Origin of the sequence: Haloechinothrix halophila YIM 93223 (genome assembly GCF_000504245.1) — a bacterium.
Lineage (GTDB): Bacteria > Actinomycetota > Actinomycetes > Mycobacteriales > Pseudonocardiaceae > Haloechinothrix_A > Haloechinothrix_A halophila.
In genome coordinates this window covers 3,618,371-3,633,671 of sequence record NZ_KI632509.1, presented here as the reverse complement: position 1 = coordinate 3,633,671, position 15,301 = coordinate 3,618,371, and the positions used below count along the sequence as shown (strand labels likewise).

Genomic DNA, 15,301 nt, shown 5'->3' with positions numbered 1-15,301 from the left:
GCGTCGGAGGCGACGCCCGGCGGCCGGTCAGGGCTGCTTGGCGCCCGTCGTCGTGGGTTCCGGGGCGTCGCCGAGCGCGCCGATCCAGTCCCGCTGCGGCGCCTGTCCGACGAAACGGCCGAACAGTAGCGCCGCCGCCGTCGCGACGATCCAGCCGGGCACCATCTCGTACACGCCGGTGTCCGCCAGGACGTCGACCTGCCGCCACACCAGTACGGTCGCCGCGCCGCCGACGATGCCCGCCAGCGCGCCTGCCCACGTCATGCGCGGCCAGAACAGCGACAGCAGGATGACCGGGCCGAACGCGGAGCCGAATCCTGCCCAGGCGTAGGCGACGATGTCGAGCACGCCGCCGCCGCCGAGCGCGATCACGTACGCCACGACGGCGACCAGGACGACGGTGCCACGGCCGACCCACACCAGCGTGCGGTCGGTGGCCTCCCGGTTGAGGAACGCCCGGTAGAAGTCCTCGGTCAGCGCGGTGGACGACACGATGAGCTGACTGTCCGCTGTGGACATGATCGCGGCGAGGACAGCGGCGAGCAGGATGCCAGCCAGCCACGGGTTGAGCAGTTCCTGGGCCACCGCGATGAACACTGTCTCCGAGTTGTCCAGCGGCTGGTCGAGTAGTCCTATGCCGACGAGACCGACCAGCGATGCGCCAGCCAGCGTCACGAGCACCCAGCTGACGCCGATGCGCCGCGCGGCCGGGATGTCGCGCACGCTGCGGATGCCCATGAAGCGCGCCAGGATGTGCGGCTGCCCGAAGTAGCCGAGACCCCAGGCCAGTAGCGAGATCACGGCGATGGCGCTGAGTGACTCGCCCGAGCCCCACGCGCCGTCGGTGAAGCTCGCTTCGCGGCCCATGTCCAGCAGCGCCGGTGACTGCTGGTTCAGCGAGTCGCTCATCGCGCCGAAGCCGCCCAGCATCCCGACGCCGATCAGTGGCAGTATCAGCAGCGCCAGGAACATGAGGGTGCCTTGGACGGCGTCGGTGAAGCTGACCGCGAGGAAGCCGCCGAGGAAGGCGTAGACGACGATGACCGCGACCGCGACCGTGATCGCGAGCGTGGCGTTGACGCCGAAGACCTCCTCGAACAGCACACCGCCTGCGACGAGGCCGCTGGCGACGTACACGGTGAAGAACACCACGATCACCACGGCTGAGACCGAGCGCAGCAGCCTGGTGCGGTCCTCGAACCGGTTCTCGAGGTACGCCGACAGGCTGATCGCGTTACCCGCGCGCTCGGTGTAGGAACGCAGCCGGGGAGCGACGAACAGCCAGTTGAGGTAGGTACCGATGGCCAGCCCGATCGCGATCCAGGTCGCGCCGATGCCCGCCGCGTACACCGCGCCTGGCAGACCGAGCAGCAGCCAGCCCGACATGTCACTGGCCTGTGCGGACAGCGCTGCGGTCGGGGAGTTGAGGGTGCGCCCGCCGAGAGCGAAGTCGGACAGGGTGTTGGTGCGGTTGTAGACCCAGACCCCGATCGCGATCATGACGATGAGGTACACGATGAACGTGGTCAGAATGGGTGCGCTGATGTCGAACACGAGGTATACCTCCCTCTCCTGGGCGCCGTCGCCCAAGGTTCGAGACCAGTGTGATCGTCATCACATAGGATGTAAACGGACAATTGGGGGTACCGTCCCCGTTGTCTGATCCCGTCCGCCCTACCCGGCTGAGCGGGTACGGATGTCGGGCGACGGGGTTAACCTCGAAGACGTGATGGACACGACAACGGAACCCACCTCGCCCGCCGCACTCGCCGAGGCGCTGGAACGCACGGGGTACCTCGCTGACGAGGGGGTGGCCACTGCCGCATTTCTCGCGATGCGGATGCGGCGGCCGCTGCTGTGCGAGGGCGAGCCGGGCACCGGCAAGACGTCACTGGCGAGCGCGCTGGCCGAGGCGCTGGGCCTGTCGCTGATCCGGCTGCAGTGCCACGAGGGCATCGACGCCGAGCAGGCGCTTTACGAGTGGGACTACCCGCGTCAATTGCTGCACCTGCGCGCCCTTGAGGCGACCGCCGATGGCCCCGTCGATCCCGACATCGCGGAGCGCTCCCTCTACACCAGGCGGTTTCTGCTGGCCAGACCGCTGCTGCGCGCGCTGACCGAATCACCGTGTGTGCTGCTGGTGGACGAGATCGACCGCGCGGACGACGAGTTCGAGGCGTTCCTCCTGCAGCTGCTCGACGAGAACGCGGTCAGCATCCCGGAGTTCGGCGAGATCAGGGCCACCACGCCGCCGATCGTGCTGTTGACGTCCAACCGCACCCGCGAGGTGCACGACGCGCTCAAGCGCCGCTGCCTGTACCACTGGCTGGTCCACCCTGAGGTGGCCCGTGAGGTGGCGATCCTGCGGCGGCGGCTCCCTGGGCTCTCGGAGCAACTGGCCAACCAGGTCACCGGCGCGGTGCATCGGTTGCGCGAGCTCGATCTACTGAAGCCGCCCGGGGTGGCGGAGTCGCTCGACTGGGCTACTGCGTTGCAGGCGCTGAACAGCGTCGAGCTGGACGTGGCGAACGCGGAGCTGACGCTGGGCGCGGTGGCCAAGTATCGGGAGGACGCCGACCGCATCCGGGCGGCAGGCCTGTCTTCCCTGCTCGCGGGGTGAGGCGATGGCGCTACCAGCTCTCGTTGGATTCACCCACGCGCTCGCCGACGCCGGGCTCGACATCGGCACCGACCGCACCGCGGCGTTCCTGACCGCCGTGAGCGAGGTCGACGTCGCCAACCCGGACCAGCTGTACTGGGCGGGCAGGGTCACGCTGTGCCGCGAACCGGACGAGATCGCCGGCTACGACGCGGTATTCGCGCGCTGGTTCTACGGCGAGCGGCCATCGCATGGCCATGTCCGGCGCAGCACGCCACGGGTCGCCACGGTCACCCCGGAGACTTCGGGTGCCGACACGGACGGGGAGAACGACTCGACCGTGGTGCGCCAAATCGGCGCGAGTGAGGCCGAGGTGCTGCGCAACCGCGACATGTCCGGGCTCGACGCCGCCGAGCGCGAGCACCTGGCTGAACTTTTCGCGCTACTGCGGCCTACGCCGCCGACTCGGAGATCGCTGCGGCGCAAGCCGTCCCGGCGCGGCGCGCTGGACCAGCGTAGGACGGTCAGGGCGATGTTCGGCACTGGAGGGGAGCCAGTACGGCTGGCGCGGCGCAGCCGCAGCCACCGCCCGCGCCGTGTGGTGCTGCTGGTTGACGTCTCCGGTTCGATGGAGCCGTACTCGGACGCGCTGCTGCGGTTCGCGCACGCGGTCGCTCGCCGTACCCCGGGAAACGTGGAGGCGTTCACTCTCGGCACGCGACTCACCAGGGTCTCGCGCCAGCTGCGGCAGCGCGACCCCGCGCGGGCGTTGCCCGCCGCGGCGAACGCGGTGCCCGACTACGCGGGCGGCACCCGGCTGGGCGAGACTCTACGGGTGTTCCTGGACCGGTGGGGGCAGCGTGGCCTCGCTCGCTCGGCGATCGTGGTGCTGTTCTCCGATGGCTGGGAGCGCGGCGATCCCGCACTGCTCGGCGAGCAGGTCGCGCGGCTGCGCAGGCTCGCGCACACGGTGCTGTGGGTGAACCCGCATGCGGGCCGCGACGGCTACGCGCCGATCCAGTCCGGCATCGCCGCCGCGCTACCGCACATCGATCGGCTGCTCGCCGGTCACAGCCTGGCCACTCTTGAGGAACTGTTAGGGGCGATGCGAGATGCACGACGTACTTGACGACCTGTATGCCCGGTGGGAGGCGGGCGAGGCGGTCGCGGTCGGCACCGTCGTCGCCACCTTCTCGTCCGCGCCGCGGCCGGCGGGAGCGTCGATGATGGTCGCCGAGGACGGCACCGTTGTCGGCAGTGTCTCCGGCGGCTGCGTCGAGGGCGCGGTCTACGAGCTCGGCCAGCAGGTGCTCGCCGATGGTGTCCCGGTGTCGCAGCGTTACGGCGTCACCGACGACGACGCGTTCGCCGTCGGGCTGACCTGTGGTGGCATCCTGGACATCTTCGTGGAACGGATCTCGCGGGAGTCGTTCTCCGAGCTGGGCGAGATCGTCGAGTCGGTACGCGCCCAGCATCCGGTGGCCATCGCGACCATCATCGAACACCCGGACGCCGCGCTGGTCGGCAATCGGCTACTGATCTGGCACGACCGGGCGTCCGGCAGTCTTGGTTCGGACCGCATCGACGATGCCGTCACCGACGACGCGCGCGGCCTGCTCGCCAGCGGCCGCACCGGCACCCTCTACTACGGACCGGACGGGCAGCGGCGCGGCGAGGGTATGTCGGTGTTCGTCAACTCCTTTGAGCCGCCGCCGAGGATGCTGGTATTCGGTGCGATCGACTTCGCGCGCGCGATGACGCAGATGGCGGCGTTCCTCGGCTACCGCGTCACGGTCTGCGACGCGCGCCCGGTATTCGCCACGACCAGCCGGTTCCCCGAGGCCGACGAGGTGATCGTGGATTGGCCGCATCGCTACCTGTCGGCCGAGGTCGCGGCGGGCAGGGTCGACGAGCGCACCGCCGTCGCAGTGCTGACCCACGACCCGAAGTTCGACGTCCCGGTGCTGGAGGTCGCGCTGCGGGCCAAACTCGGCTACGTCGGCGCCATGGGTTCGCGCCGGACCCACGAGGACCGGCTGCGGCGGCTGCGCGAAGCGGGCATGACAGACGCCGAGCTCGCGGGGCTCGCATCACCCATTGGGCTCGATCTGGGAGCCCGCACGCCCGAGGAGACGGCGGTCTCGATCGCGGCCGAGATGATCACGCTGCACTGGGGTGGCAGCGGTAGACGTCTGTCCGACGAGCAGGGACCTATCCACCGGGAGGGTGGCTAGTTCAACCTGTTGACCGGGTCCTCTTGTCTCGGTGGCGCGCACGCGGCACCCTCGAACGTGAGTCCGATCACATCCTGATCGGAGTTCCCGACGAGCCGTGAAAGACCCGCCGGGCGCTTGCCATCAAATGCTGGAGGCCCCATGCGTATCACCGTCACCGTTGATGGAACGACGTATACCGACGAAGTGGAGCCGAGACTGCTGCTCGTTCAGTACCTGCGCGAGCGGCTGGGGAAAGTCGGCACCGTGGTCGGCTGCGACACCAGTAACTGTGGTGCCTGCACCGTCCACCTTGACGGACACAGTGTGAAGTCCTGTTCGGTGCTCGCGGTCCAGGCGGACGGCTGCGAGGTCACCACTATCGAAGGGCTGGCACGGGACGGTCAGCTGCATCCGGTGCAGCGGGCGTTCCACGACAACCACGCCCTCCAGTGCGGGTTCTGTACCCCTGGCATGATCATGCAGTCGATCGACCTGCTCGCGGAGAACTCGGACCCGGATGAGCAGGCCGTCCGCGAGGGCATCGAAGGCAACCTGTGCCGCTGCACCGGGTACCAGAACATCGTCCGCGCGGTCCGCGACGCGGCCCACGAGATGCGGCCGGGCGCTGGACCGGAGGCAGAACGGATGAACGAGGACGTCATCCGTGGCGCGCAGGCGGGGGTGCACCGGTCATGACCACCGCTGCGGAACCAAGCCTGGAAGTAGGTAAGGGGCGGCTGCGCAAGGAGGACGCGCGGCTGATCACCGGGCGGACGCGCTGGACCGACAACATCAGCCTGCCCGGCATGCTGCACATGGCGATGCTGCGCAGTCCGATGGCGCACGCGCGGATCACCAACATCGACACCTCGGAGGCCCGGCAGATGCCGGGCGTGCTCGCCGTGGTCACCGGCGCCGACCTGGCCGACTCGCAAGGCAGTCTGCCGTGCGCGTGGCCGATCACCGAAGACATGAAGTCGCCGGACGCGCCGTCGATGGCGGTCAACCAGGTCAACTTCGCCGGTGAGGTCGTGGCGGCCGTCGTAGCGCGCTCGGCGGCGGAGGCGCACGACGCGCTGGAAGGCATCGACGTCGACTACGACGAACTGCCCGTCGTGCTCGACATGGCGGAGGCCATCGCCGACGGCGCCGACCTGGTGCACCCCGATCTCGGCACCAACAAGAGCGCCACCTGGGTGTTCGACTCCGCCGAGGCGGGGACCGGCGGGAACGTCGATGAGGCCATCGCGAGTGCCGAAGTCACCGTCGAGCGCACCTTCCGGCAGCAACGGCTGATCCCGGCGTTCATGGAGCCCCGGTCGGTCGTCGTGGACCCGACGGGCGAGCAGGTCACTATGTGGTCGGCGACGCAGGTACCGCACATCCTGCGGCTGATGCTGGCGATGACGCTGGGCGTGCCGGAGCACAAGGTGCGGGTGATCGCACCGGACGTCGGCGGCGGGTTCGGTGGCAAGCTTCAGGTGACACCGGAGGAGGTCATCACCTTCCTGCTGGCACAGCAGCTCGGCAGGCCGGTGAAGTACACCGAGTCCCGCTCGGAGTCGCTCTCCTCCGCACACCACGGCCGCGACCAGCTGCAGAAGCTGACCATCGCGGCTCAGCGGGACGGCACCGTCACCGGGCTGAAGGTGGAGCTGCTCGCCGACATGGGCGCCTACCTGCGGCTGGTCACGCCTGGCGTGCCGATCCTTGGCGCGTTCATGTACAACGCGATCTACAAGATCCCGGCGTATCACTTCTCCTGCACGAACGTGTTCACCACCAAGACGCCCACCGACGCCTACCGAGGCGCGGGCAGGCCGGAGGCCACGTTCGCGATCGAACGGATGATGGACGAGCTCGCCGCCGAGCTCGGCATGGAGCCACTCGAGCTGCGCGAGAAAAACTGGATCAAGCACGAGGAGTTCCCGTACACCACGGTCTCGACGTTGACCTACGACTCGGGCAACTACGAGGCCGCCACCGCCAAGGCCAAGGAGCTGTTCGACTACGACGGGCTGCGCCGCGAGCAGGCTGAGCGGCGGCAGCGCGGTGACACGGTGCAGCTCGGCATCGGGATCTCGACCTTCACCGAGATGTGCGGGCTCGCTCCGTCGCGGGTGCTCGGCTCGCTGTCCTATGGGGCAGGTGGCTGGGAGCACGGTGCGATCCGGATGCTGCCCACCGGCAAGGTCGAAGTGATCACCGGGTCCTCAGCGCACGGACAGGGCCACGAGACGGCGTGGAGCCAGATCGTGGCCGACCGGCTCGGCGTGCCGTTCGAGGACATCGAGGTGCTGCACGGCGACACGCAATCCTCGCCGCGCGGGCTCGACACGTACGGATCGCGGTCGCTGACTGTCGGCGCCATGGCGGTGCTGGCCGCCGCCGACAAGGTGATCGAGAAGGCCAAGCCGATCGCGGCGCACATGATGGAGTGCTCGCCGGACGACCTCGAGTTCTCCGGCGGCAAGTTCACCGTGCGCGGCACCGACACCTCGACGGGCATCACCGACATCGCACTCGCGGTGTTCGCGGCGCACGACCTGCCAGACGGGGTAGAGCCCTCGCTGGACGCCGATGCCACGTTCGACCCGGAGAACTTCTCCTTCCCGCACGGCACACACCTGTGTGCCGCCGAGGTCGACACCGAGACCGGGCAGGTACGGCTGCGTTCGTACGTGTGCGTCGACGATGTCGGCAAGGTGGTCAACCCGCTGATCGTGGAGGGCCAGGTGCACGGTGGCCTTGTCCAGGGCATCGCGCAGGCATTGTTCGAGGAGGCGGTCTACGACGAGTCCGGCACGCTGATGACCGGCACGCTCGCCGACTACCTGGTGCCATCGGCGGCGGACATGCCGTCGTTCACCACCGACCGCACCGAAACCCCGTCGACGACGAACGCGCTCGGCGTCAAGGGTGTCGGTGAGGCGGGCACCATCGCGTCGACACCCGCGGTGGTCAACGCGATCGTCGACGCCATCCGGCACTTCGGCGTCAACGACGTCGAGATGCCGTGCACCCCGATGCGGGTGTGGCAGGCGATCCAAGGCGGTGCCCAGTCAGCCGCTGGGCCGGGCAGTGAGTCAGGCGGCGGAGTGGGCTCGCTCGACACCCAAGGAGGCGCACGATGATCCCGGCCGAATTCGACTACGTCGCTCCGACCACAGTGGACGACGCGGTCCGCGCGCTCGCCGACGCTGGCGAGGATGCGAAGGTGCTCGCGGGCGGGCAGAGCCTGATTCCGGTGTTGCGGATGCGGCTCGCCGCGCCGACGAAGCTCATCGACCTCGGCAAGGTGGCGGAGCTGCGCGGCGTCCGTGAGGAGGGCAACGCGCTGGTGATCGGCGCGATGACCTCGCACTACGACGTCGTGCGGGACCCGTTGATCGCCGAGCACGCGCAGCTGATCGCCATGGCGACGTCGACGGTGGCCGACCCGCAGGTGCGGCATCGCGGCACGTTCGGTGGCTCGCTGGCGCACGCCGATCCGGCGGGTGATCTGCTCGCCCCGGCGCTCGCGCTGGATGCGGAGATGGTGGTGCACGGCATGGACGGCAGGCGGGTCATTCCGGCCAGCGAGTTCTTCGTGGACTACTTCACCACCGCATTGCGTCAGGGTGAACTGCTCACCGATGTGCGGGTGCCGAAGTACACCGGCTGGCACGCGCACTATGAGAAGTTCAACCGGGTGGCGCAGGCGTGGTCGATCGTCGGCGTCGCGGCTGCTGTGCAGGTCGAGGGGCACACGATCCAGCAGGCTCGGGTCGGGCTGACGAACATGTCGTCGGTGCCGGTGCGAGCCACCGGGGTCGAGCGCGCCCTGATCGGACAGGAGGCCACGCCGGAGGCCATCAAGGCAGCGGCCGAGCACGCGGTGGAGGGCACCATGCCGGTAGCGGACGGCAACGCCGATGCCGCCTACCGGGAGCATCTCGCCAAGGTGCTCACCTCCCGCGCGGTCACCGCGGCCTGCGGCTGAACAGCGCCGATCTGCCCGTCGCGGCAGTGTGATCTGGCTGCCTGTCGACATGTGCCCGCTCCGCGCGGTGCACATGTCGACAGGTGAGCGTACAGAGAGGAGGCACCGTGCAGCTTGAGCACGAGTTCGCGGTGGAAGCGCCGATCACCGAGGTGTGGCAGGCGCTGCAGGACCCGGAACGGGTAGCGCCGTGTATGCCGGGTGCGACGCTGACCGGCGTCGAGGGCGACACCTTTACCGCGAAGGTGAAGGTCAAGCTCGGACCGGTGATGATGCAGTACAAGGGCACCGGCGAGTTCGTCGAGAAGGACGAATCCGCGCACAAGCTGGTCATCAGCGCGTCCGGCAAGGATGTGCGGGGCGCTGGCACGGCGGCGACGAGATCCACCGTGACGCTGACCGGCAACGGTGAGCGCACCACCGGAAGCGTGATCAGCGACGTCAAGGTGACCGGCAAGCCCGCGCAATTTGGACGAGGATTGATCTCGGAGGTCAGCGGCAGGCTGCTGGCGGAGTTCGCGGCGAATCTCGCGGGCGAGCTCGCTCCGGCGAAGGCCGCGACATCCGGTGCCACCGGTGCCGCCGCGACGACGGAGGCCTCCCCGGACACGATGGCCGCCGAGGAAGCCCGCGAGTCGGGTGAATCCGGCGAGCCGGTAGCACCGCGGGAGCGGGAGCCACTCGACCTGATGGGCGTCGCGGGCGCGCCTGTCCTCAAGCGCGTCCTCCCAGTTGTGGCAGTGCTTGCAGCCATCGCGGCTGTGGTGGTGATCGTGCGCGCCTGCGGCAAGGGCTGACGACGTCGACAGGGTGCACGCGCGGGCACCCTGTCGATGCCTGTCGGCGCGGCTGCGGACCGAAGTTGATCAGCTTCCTGCGCGCTAGAACCACGCCACGACCGTTTTGTCGTATTCTCGTGGTCACAGCGTGCGGCAAGCTGATCAACAGTGTGCGCAACTATGTCACCGGACAGCCGTCGCGTTGCGCCTGCGCACGCACCCACTGCGTGAACAGCTTCTCGTGCTGGGTGCGGGTGACGGTGTGTGGCGCGTACGCACCGACGTAGACATGGGTTTCGTCGCCGCAGGTCCGCTTGAGTCGCATTTCGTTATCTTTGTTCTTGTTCTGCGCCTGATTGTCCGCGTGGAATCCCTTGCCACCAAAGCGGTTCCACGGCTCGACGTTGTGCAGCAGCTCCTGGGCTTCCGCGAGATCGTAGTTGACTGCCGCGCTACCAGTGATGCGGGAAAAACCAACCCGTGGACCCAGTAGATGCGCTGGCTCGTCCTCGTTCACCGGGGGGTCGGTGCTCGGGTCACGCTCGCGCCAGATCTGGCACGCGATGGAAGGAAACGCATCTCCGGGAGCTTCCCAGACGTGCCATGCCGTGCTGCCGTCCTTCGCGCCGGGCAGCACCGTGCTGAGTTGGTCTGCGGTGAACGTGTCGCACGGTTGATCGGTTTGGTTCAACGGCAGCGGCGTCGGCGGTGCGGTGGGAAGATCGGGCAGGCGGTAGGGATCGCCTTCGCACCCCATGGTTTCCCGGATCGCGTTCGCGGTTGTGACATAGATCGTGGCGAGTTGTTGATAACTCGGCACATCACCGTCCGGGTAGTCGGAGTGGATGCTCGTTGTCAGTGCGTACGCTGTTCCGTCATCCTGGAACCGTCCTGACCGGCACGGGAAGGTCAGATAGCCCCCTTGGGACAGCGGCTCCTTCTCCCACGCTCGATACACGGCGCCATCCAGTCCCTCGCCCAGCGAGACGGTGTCTGGCCGACTGATCTCAACACCGGTCGTGCCGACGTCATCGCTGAGATTGAGGGCGAGTGTTCCTTTGCCTGGCCAGGAGAACGTGCATTCCCACGTTCCCTGTTCGAGCTGTTCCACGATGGTGTCGTTGGAGATCTCGCGCATGCCGGTGAAGGTGTTGACGCGCATTTCGGGTAAGCGGACGGTCTCACGCAGCGCGCTCGCGTCAATGACGCCGCACTCGATGGAGTTGGCTGAGGGCGTCTCCTCGGCGGAGGAATCGCAACCAGCGACGAGAGTCGCGGTGAGTGCGGTGATCGCACCGACGACAAGGAAACGTGCTCGCATCATGCCCCGCCTGTTTGGCTGAGCCGGGCATGAGCGGCACCCTCGTTATAGGCGCCCTCGATATCTCCGGCGAGTTGGTCGAACTTGGCATGATCCCGCATCCAGGTGTTCAAGGTTTCCCGCTGGTCCGCGGTCATCTCGTTGAACGGGACGGGGTCGCTGCCTCGCATGAGCGATTCCGGAAGATCTTGGCCGTGTAGCTGATAGTTCCAGATGTAGTTCTTGGCGACTTCTTTGAGGTCCCCTCGTGAGTCATCAAATACGCCGCTCTGGTCTGCTATAGCGTTTTCGCTGTAGTCCACCTTCGCGCTTTCGACCAGGTGATCAACGAGGGGTCGTGTGATGTCATCGGCGCCGGGGACGGCACCGAGCGCGTGGTCAACGGCGAGACCGCCGATTTGAGCGATAGCGTTGACTCGATTGTTGTAATCTTCTTGCCTCTCGTCCCATTCCTGACCGAGCGCTTCGGCTCGTCCCGCGTCGAGTTGTGCCATGAGACCGCCCATTTTCTTTGCCTCGTTGACGAGTACATCTGCGTTACCCGCTTCCGCTGCGGCGTGCATGTTGGCGACCGTGTAGGCGCGTTCGGCGTTTGCTAGTCGCGCATAGGCCTCCGGGCTGTGCGCGACGTCGCCGATCACACGGTTAAGAGCCGCATCGGTAGCGGGATCGAAGTTGACGTTGTCCGCGCCGCCGAAGGCGTCGTGGACCTGCCCCATTTGGCCCTGCAGCAACTGGCCCATACTTTCCCGTGCTTGATGGTTAACTAGCCCGACAGCGTCGGCTGACCGGTCGCCAACATGTTGAACAGCGCGCTCAAAAATCTCGGCACGCTGAGAGCCTGGGTCGGCTCCCCTCGTGGCTGCGTCGATCGCGTCGATGACGTGGGCTTGCCCTGACTCCTCGTGACCATGCGCGCCGTTGCGGTCGAGCATGTAATCAATCCGCTCCGGAGTCTGGGAGAAGAACTCTGTCGCCGCTTCGGGATTCTTCTCCATCGCGACCATAAGACCGTCGAGCGGGTTGGGGTCGACCTTGGCGTCCGTAGCGACCTTGAACACGTCGGGGTCGCTCTGCTCCATGGCGTACATGTCGTCGCTGACGACGTCGAGGAACTCCTCCGAAAAGGTGCCGTTGCGCAACACACCGCCGATGACTTGGTAGCCGGTCACCGGATCGGTGACGGCGCTCCCGCCGAACGTTTCTTTACCTGCCGCCCTGAAATCGTGCATCCACTTGGAGTCAGCGGACATATCGACATGGAACGCTGAGTCGGGATCGGTGGCCATCGCCAGCGCCTTGCCCAGCTCGGTGTGAATCGCGTCGAGTTCATCAGCTTGACTACGCCCAGCCCCGGCACGGGCAAAGCCCTCGTCCATCCCGCGCAACATGGCGAGCCGTTCCAATGCCTCCACGGTGCCCTTGCCACCGAGTTGGTTGAACAGCGCTGCCGCGAACTCGGGGTTGTCCGCGTTCTCCCGCAGCAGTGCCGGAAGCGTGTCGGACATGTCGTTGAGGGAGCCTTCTTGCAGCAACCGCGCCGCGCGGTTGGCGTCCTTGATGGCGTCCCGGTACTGAGTGCCGACGTCGTGGGCGTCCAACGTTTCGTCCGCGAGCGCGTCGCGGAGCTCCACCGAGCAGTCGACGTCGCGCTGGGTCGCTTGCTCAAGGAGGCGTGCGATGTCATTGGCGATCTCTTGGGCGAGATCGGGCCGGTCAGGATTGTTTTGCTGGACTTGCGCCGACACCGTGACCTGTCCGGTGTCACTGATCTCCGCGCCCACTGTGCGCGCCTCAGCGACGATGCCATCAAGACGTCGTTGAAACCCTTCCAAATCGGAGGCGTACTGCGTCAGGATTTGGGGCACCGCCTCGATCTGGTCCGCCGCGCGGTTCAACGCGAGTTGCAAATCCATCATCGGCACCTGCGCTGCGTCGGCGGCAGCGCCGCCCCACAGCCCCGAAGACGAGGTGTCTTTCAGCGGCTGTGCGACTTGGTTCCAGTAGTCGACGGCGCGGTCGCGTACGTCCTCACCGAAGCGCCGGAGCGCGTCCGCGGCGGCGTTGTATCCGGCCGGTTTCGCGCGCATCAGATCGGCGAAGTCCATCAGAGGTCCTTGCCGTAGCGGGTGAACAGATCCGTGCTGGTGTTCTCGATCTCGTCCCAGGTCGAGATGGCGTTGTTCAGGTCCTCAGCGAAGCCGGTGACCTGTTTGGAGAGCAACTCGTAGTTCTCCACCCAGTTGTCGAAGCGAACGCGCAGCATCTCGGCTGTTGGGCTGCCTTCATTGCCTGGCATCGCCTCGGCGACACCGTTGGCCGCGCGTGACACCGCATCGGGGCGCCCTTCGGCAATGGCGTCCGTCTTCCGCGCCACCGACCGTAGGCTTTCCAGGTCGACATGGCTGTCGCTCATCGCTACCCCCACTGGCTGTATACGTCTCGATGCGAAACGTAGCAGGCCCTTCCTGCTCACGTGGGCGTTTCCGCTCACTCACACGTGGATTCGCGATGCGCGTGCTGCCTGGTCAGGCCTCGCGGACCGTATCCGGCAGTGGCTCCGCCGGAGTACCCGGTTGCGCCCGCCCCGACTGGAGCTGCACGATCGTCGCCCCGGTGAGCAGCACTGCCGCACCCACCAACTGCACCACCGCCAGCGCCTCACCGAGCAGCGCCCACGCCATCGCCGTTGCCACCAGCGGCTCGCACAGTCCCAGCACACTCGCCACCGACGCGGGCAGGTAGCGCAGTGCCGTGATGCCCGCGAGGTAGGCCAGCACTGTCGAGATCAGTGCGACGGCGATCAGCAGCACGTATACCGGCGGCTGCCACGGCCCGAAGCTCGCGGACGCCGTCAGCGCCTCGGTCGGAAACGTCCATGGCGGCGCGACCGCGCACATCGCCAGCGCGCCGAACACCATGCCCCAGGTGACCATCCCGAGCGGGTGGCGGGTGCTGACGCCGTGCTCGCCGAGCAGGAAATACACCGCGGAACACACCGCCGCGCCCAGTCCGGCGAGTAGACCGAGCGTGTCCAGCTGCAGGCCGTCAGTCACTCTGGCGACCATCGCCAGCCCGGTCATCGCGAGCGCGATCCCGGCCCACATCGGCCGAGGTAGCCGGACGCCGCGCACGAAGCGCACCCAGAACGCGATCAACACCGGTGAGGTGAACTCAAGCAGAATCGCGACGCCGACCGGCACCCGCGACGCGGAGATGAAGTAGAACAACTGCACCCCGGCGACGGCGAACAGGCCGTAGGCCACCAGCACCCGCCACTCGCCAGGCCGCACTCGCAGCAGCGAGGGCCGCAGCAGCGCCACCCCCACGAGCAGCACCAGCGCTGAGATCACGATTCGCGCCGAGGCCACCTGTTCCGGCGACAAACCAGCTTGCATCGCCGGTTTGCCGATCGTGCCGGAGCTACCGAAGAACAGCGATGCGGCCAAGATCAGCGCCAGTCCGCGCCAGCGGTGCGCCCGCGCGTCCTGCGTGCGCGCAGGGGCGACTTCAGTCGTCGTCACGGTGGGACATCCTCGGGGTTCGTGGGAACGCCCTCGCCGGGCTGGGGTGGACTGGGCCAGGCCGGGCTGGGGGCGGGGACCGCTCTCGACGGTAGCCCGGCCGCCGCGCGCCGCGATTGAAAAAATTCCCACCGAAGCGCAAGATTTTTGCATGCCGCGATCCGAGGTCCCACTAGACGACATCGACCACGACCTGCTCGCCGTGTTGCAGCGCGACGCCGACCAGACGTTGAGCGCGCTGGGGGAGCGGGTTGGGTTGTCGCCAAGCGCGGTGCAACGTCGCATCACCCGGCTCAAGAAACACGGCGTCATCGCACGCACCGTGGTCGAACTCGCGCCGGAGGCGACGTCGGATCTGATCCTCGCGGTCTGCGTCGTCACGCTCGACCGCGAGTCGAATGAACGCCACGAGCGCTTCCAGCAACGACTCCTGGACGCGCCCGAAGTGCAGCAGATCTACATGGTCTCCGGGGACTGGGACTACGTCGTGGTGTTCGCCACACACGGCATGGCCCATCACAACGAGGTCACTGGTCGGCTGCTCAGCGACGCCCCCAATGTTCGCCGCTACACGACGCTGTTCGTGCTCAAGCCGGTCCGCACCGGCAACGCGCTGCCCACGCGGCGGGCCGAGTCGGGCTGACAGCGATATCGTGCGCCGCAGGCGTGCTCCCGACACCGGGGTCGAACAATGGTGCGCATCGTCCGTCGAAGTTGATCAACTGTGCGCCACGAGCGTGGAGAGGAGTCTGGATGTAGGTAGGGCTTCTTGATGCGGTGCTGTGTGGGAGATGAAGGTTGTGGCCCTTCGGCGTCGGCCTGTGGGGGCAGGCGTCAAACCGCCTCATGCTGCGTTGGCTGAAGACCGTCGTGGTGAGCG

13 protein-coding genes are annotated in these 15,301 nt (G+C 67.3%); 8 read left to right on the top strand and 5 right to left on the bottom strand.

Annotation, left to right across the window (positions count from 1 at the left end):
• Positions 1 to 27 precede the first annotated feature (27 nt).
• A complete protein-coding gene (gene putP / locus AMYHA_RS16670; protein WP_084037321.1) occupies positions 28 to 1,554 on the bottom strand; it encodes a sodium/proline symporter PutP in 1,527 nt (508 codons plus the stop codon).
• Positions 1,555 to 1,729: 175 nt separating this feature from the next.
• Between putP and AMYHA_RS16665 the strand changes: the two genes are divergently transcribed.
• From AMYHA_RS16665 to AMYHA_RS16635, 7 genes are all read left to right on the top strand, one after another.
• Complete coding sequence (locus AMYHA_RS16665; RefSeq protein ID WP_034277607.1) at positions 1,730 to 2,620, top strand: AAA family ATPase; 891 nt, start codon at positions 1,730 to 1,732, stop codon at positions 2,618 to 2,620.
• Between the two features lie 4 nt (positions 2,621 to 2,624).
• On the top strand, positions 2,625 to 3,728 hold the full coding sequence (locus AMYHA_RS16660) for a vWA domain-containing protein (protein ID WP_034272391.1): 1,104 nt from the start codon (positions 2,625 to 2,627) through the stop codon (positions 3,726 to 3,728).
• On the top strand, positions 3,712 to 4,833 hold the full coding sequence (locus AMYHA_RS16655; protein ID WP_034272388.1) for an XdhC family protein: 1,122 nt from the start codon (positions 3,712 to 3,714) through the stop codon (positions 4,831 to 4,833). The genes AMYHA_RS16660 and AMYHA_RS16655 overlap by 17 nt, the downstream gene beginning before the upstream one ends.
• A gap of 141 nt (positions 4,834 to 4,974) precedes the next feature.
• Positions 4,975 to 5,511 (top strand): (2Fe-2S)-binding protein, encoded by a 537-nt coding sequence (locus AMYHA_RS16650; protein WP_034272386.1) that lies wholly within the window; start codon positions 4,975 to 4,977, stop codon positions 5,509 to 5,511.
• Positions 5,508 to 7,949 (top strand): xanthine dehydrogenase family protein molybdopterin-binding subunit, encoded by a 2,442-nt coding sequence (locus AMYHA_RS16645; protein ID WP_034272383.1) that lies wholly within the window; start codon positions 5,508 to 5,510, stop codon positions 7,947 to 7,949. Before AMYHA_RS16650 ends, AMYHA_RS16645 begins: the two co-directional genes overlap by 4 nt.
• On the top strand, positions 7,946 to 8,797 hold the full coding sequence (locus tag AMYHA_RS16640) for an FAD binding domain-containing protein (protein WP_034272381.1): 852 nt from the start codon (positions 7,946 to 7,948) through the stop codon (positions 8,795 to 8,797). The genes AMYHA_RS16645 and AMYHA_RS16640 overlap by 4 nt, the downstream gene beginning before the upstream one ends.
• 107 nt (positions 8,798 to 8,904) lie before the next feature.
• Complete coding sequence (locus tag AMYHA_RS16635) at positions 8,905 to 9,594, top strand: SRPBCC family protein (RefSeq protein ID WP_034272378.1); 690 nt, start codon at positions 8,905 to 8,907, stop codon at positions 9,592 to 9,594.
• Positions 9,595 to 9,754: 160 nt separating this feature from the next.
• On the opposite strand, the gene AMYHA_RS16630 is transcribed toward AMYHA_RS16635, so the two are convergent.
• The 4 genes from AMYHA_RS16630 to AMYHA_RS16615 all read right to left on the bottom strand — a co-directional run bounded on the left by AMYHA_RS16630 (position 9,755) and on the right by AMYHA_RS16615 (position 14,421).
• Positions 9,755 to 10,900 carry a hypothetical protein gene (locus tag AMYHA_RS16630; RefSeq protein ID WP_034272376.1) on the bottom strand — a complete coding sequence of 382 codons (1,146 nt, stop codon included), beginning with the start codon at positions 10,898 to 10,900 and terminating at the stop codon, positions 9,755 to 9,757.
• Positions 10,897 to 13,005: a hypothetical protein gene (locus AMYHA_RS16625; RefSeq protein WP_034272373.1), complete on the bottom strand. Its 2,109-nt coding sequence runs from the start codon at positions 13,003 to 13,005 to the stop codon at positions 10,897 to 10,899. The genes AMYHA_RS16630 and AMYHA_RS16625 overlap by 4 nt, the downstream gene beginning before the upstream one ends.
• Positions 13,005 to 13,313, bottom strand: coding sequence for a hypothetical protein (locus AMYHA_RS16620; protein ID WP_034272370.1), 309 nt, complete (start codon positions 13,311 to 13,313; stop codon positions 13,005 to 13,007). Before AMYHA_RS16620 ends, AMYHA_RS16625 begins: the two co-directional genes overlap by 1 nt.
• A gap of 112 nt (positions 13,314 to 13,425) precedes the next feature.
• Entirely contained in the window at positions 13,426 to 14,421 is a 996-nt protein-coding gene (locus tag AMYHA_RS16615; RefSeq protein WP_034272367.1) for an EamA family transporter, read from the bottom strand.
• A gap of 151 nt (positions 14,422 to 14,572) precedes the next feature.
• Here AMYHA_RS16615 and AMYHA_RS16610 point away from each other — a divergent pair, with 151 nt between their 5' ends.
• Positions 14,573 to 15,064, top strand: coding sequence for an Lrp/AsnC family transcriptional regulator (locus tag AMYHA_RS16610; RefSeq protein WP_034272364.1), 492 nt, complete (start codon positions 14,573 to 14,575; stop codon positions 15,062 to 15,064).
• The last annotated feature ends 237 nt before the right edge of the window (positions 15,065 to 15,301 follow it).

What these genes read in the sequence shown, in the direction of transcription:
- AMYHA_RS16665 (WP_034277607.1), top strand. Translation starts at nt 1,730, where the DNA reads ATGGACACGACAACGGAACCCACCTCGCCCGCCGCACTCGCCGAGGCG.
- AMYHA_RS16660 (WP_034272391.1), top strand. Translation starts at nt 2,625, where the DNA reads ATGGCGCTACCAGCTCTCGTTGGATTCACCCACGCGCTCGCCGACGCC.
- AMYHA_RS16655 (WP_034272388.1), top strand. Translation starts at nt 3,712, where the DNA reads ATGCACGACGTACTTGACGACCTGTATGCCCGGTGGGAGGCGGGCGAG.
- AMYHA_RS16650 (WP_034272386.1), top strand. Translation starts at nt 4,975, where the DNA reads ATGCGTATCACCGTCACCGTTGATGGAACGACGTATACCGACGAAGTG.
- AMYHA_RS16645 (WP_034272383.1), top strand. Translation starts at nt 5,508, where the DNA reads ATGACCACCGCTGCGGAACCAAGCCTGGAAGTAGGTAAGGGGCGGCTG.
- AMYHA_RS16640 (WP_034272381.1), top strand. Translation starts at nt 7,946, where the DNA reads ATGATCCCGGCCGAATTCGACTACGTCGCTCCGACCACAGTGGACGAC.
- AMYHA_RS16630 (WP_034272376.1), bottom strand. Translation starts at nt 10,900, where the DNA reads ATGATGCGAGCACGTTTCCTTGTCGTCGGTGCGATCACCGCACTCACC.
- AMYHA_RS16625 (WP_034272373.1), bottom strand. Translation starts at nt 13,005, where the DNA reads ATGGACTTCGCCGATCTGATGCGCGCGAAACCGGCCGGATACAACGCC.
- AMYHA_RS16620 (WP_034272370.1), bottom strand. Translation starts at nt 13,313, where the DNA reads ATGAGCGACAGCCATGTCGACCTGGAAAGCCTACGGTCGGTGGCGCGG.
- AMYHA_RS16610 (WP_034272364.1), top strand. Translation starts at nt 14,573, where the DNA reads ATGCCGCGATCCGAGGTCCCACTAGACGACATCGACCACGACCTGCTC.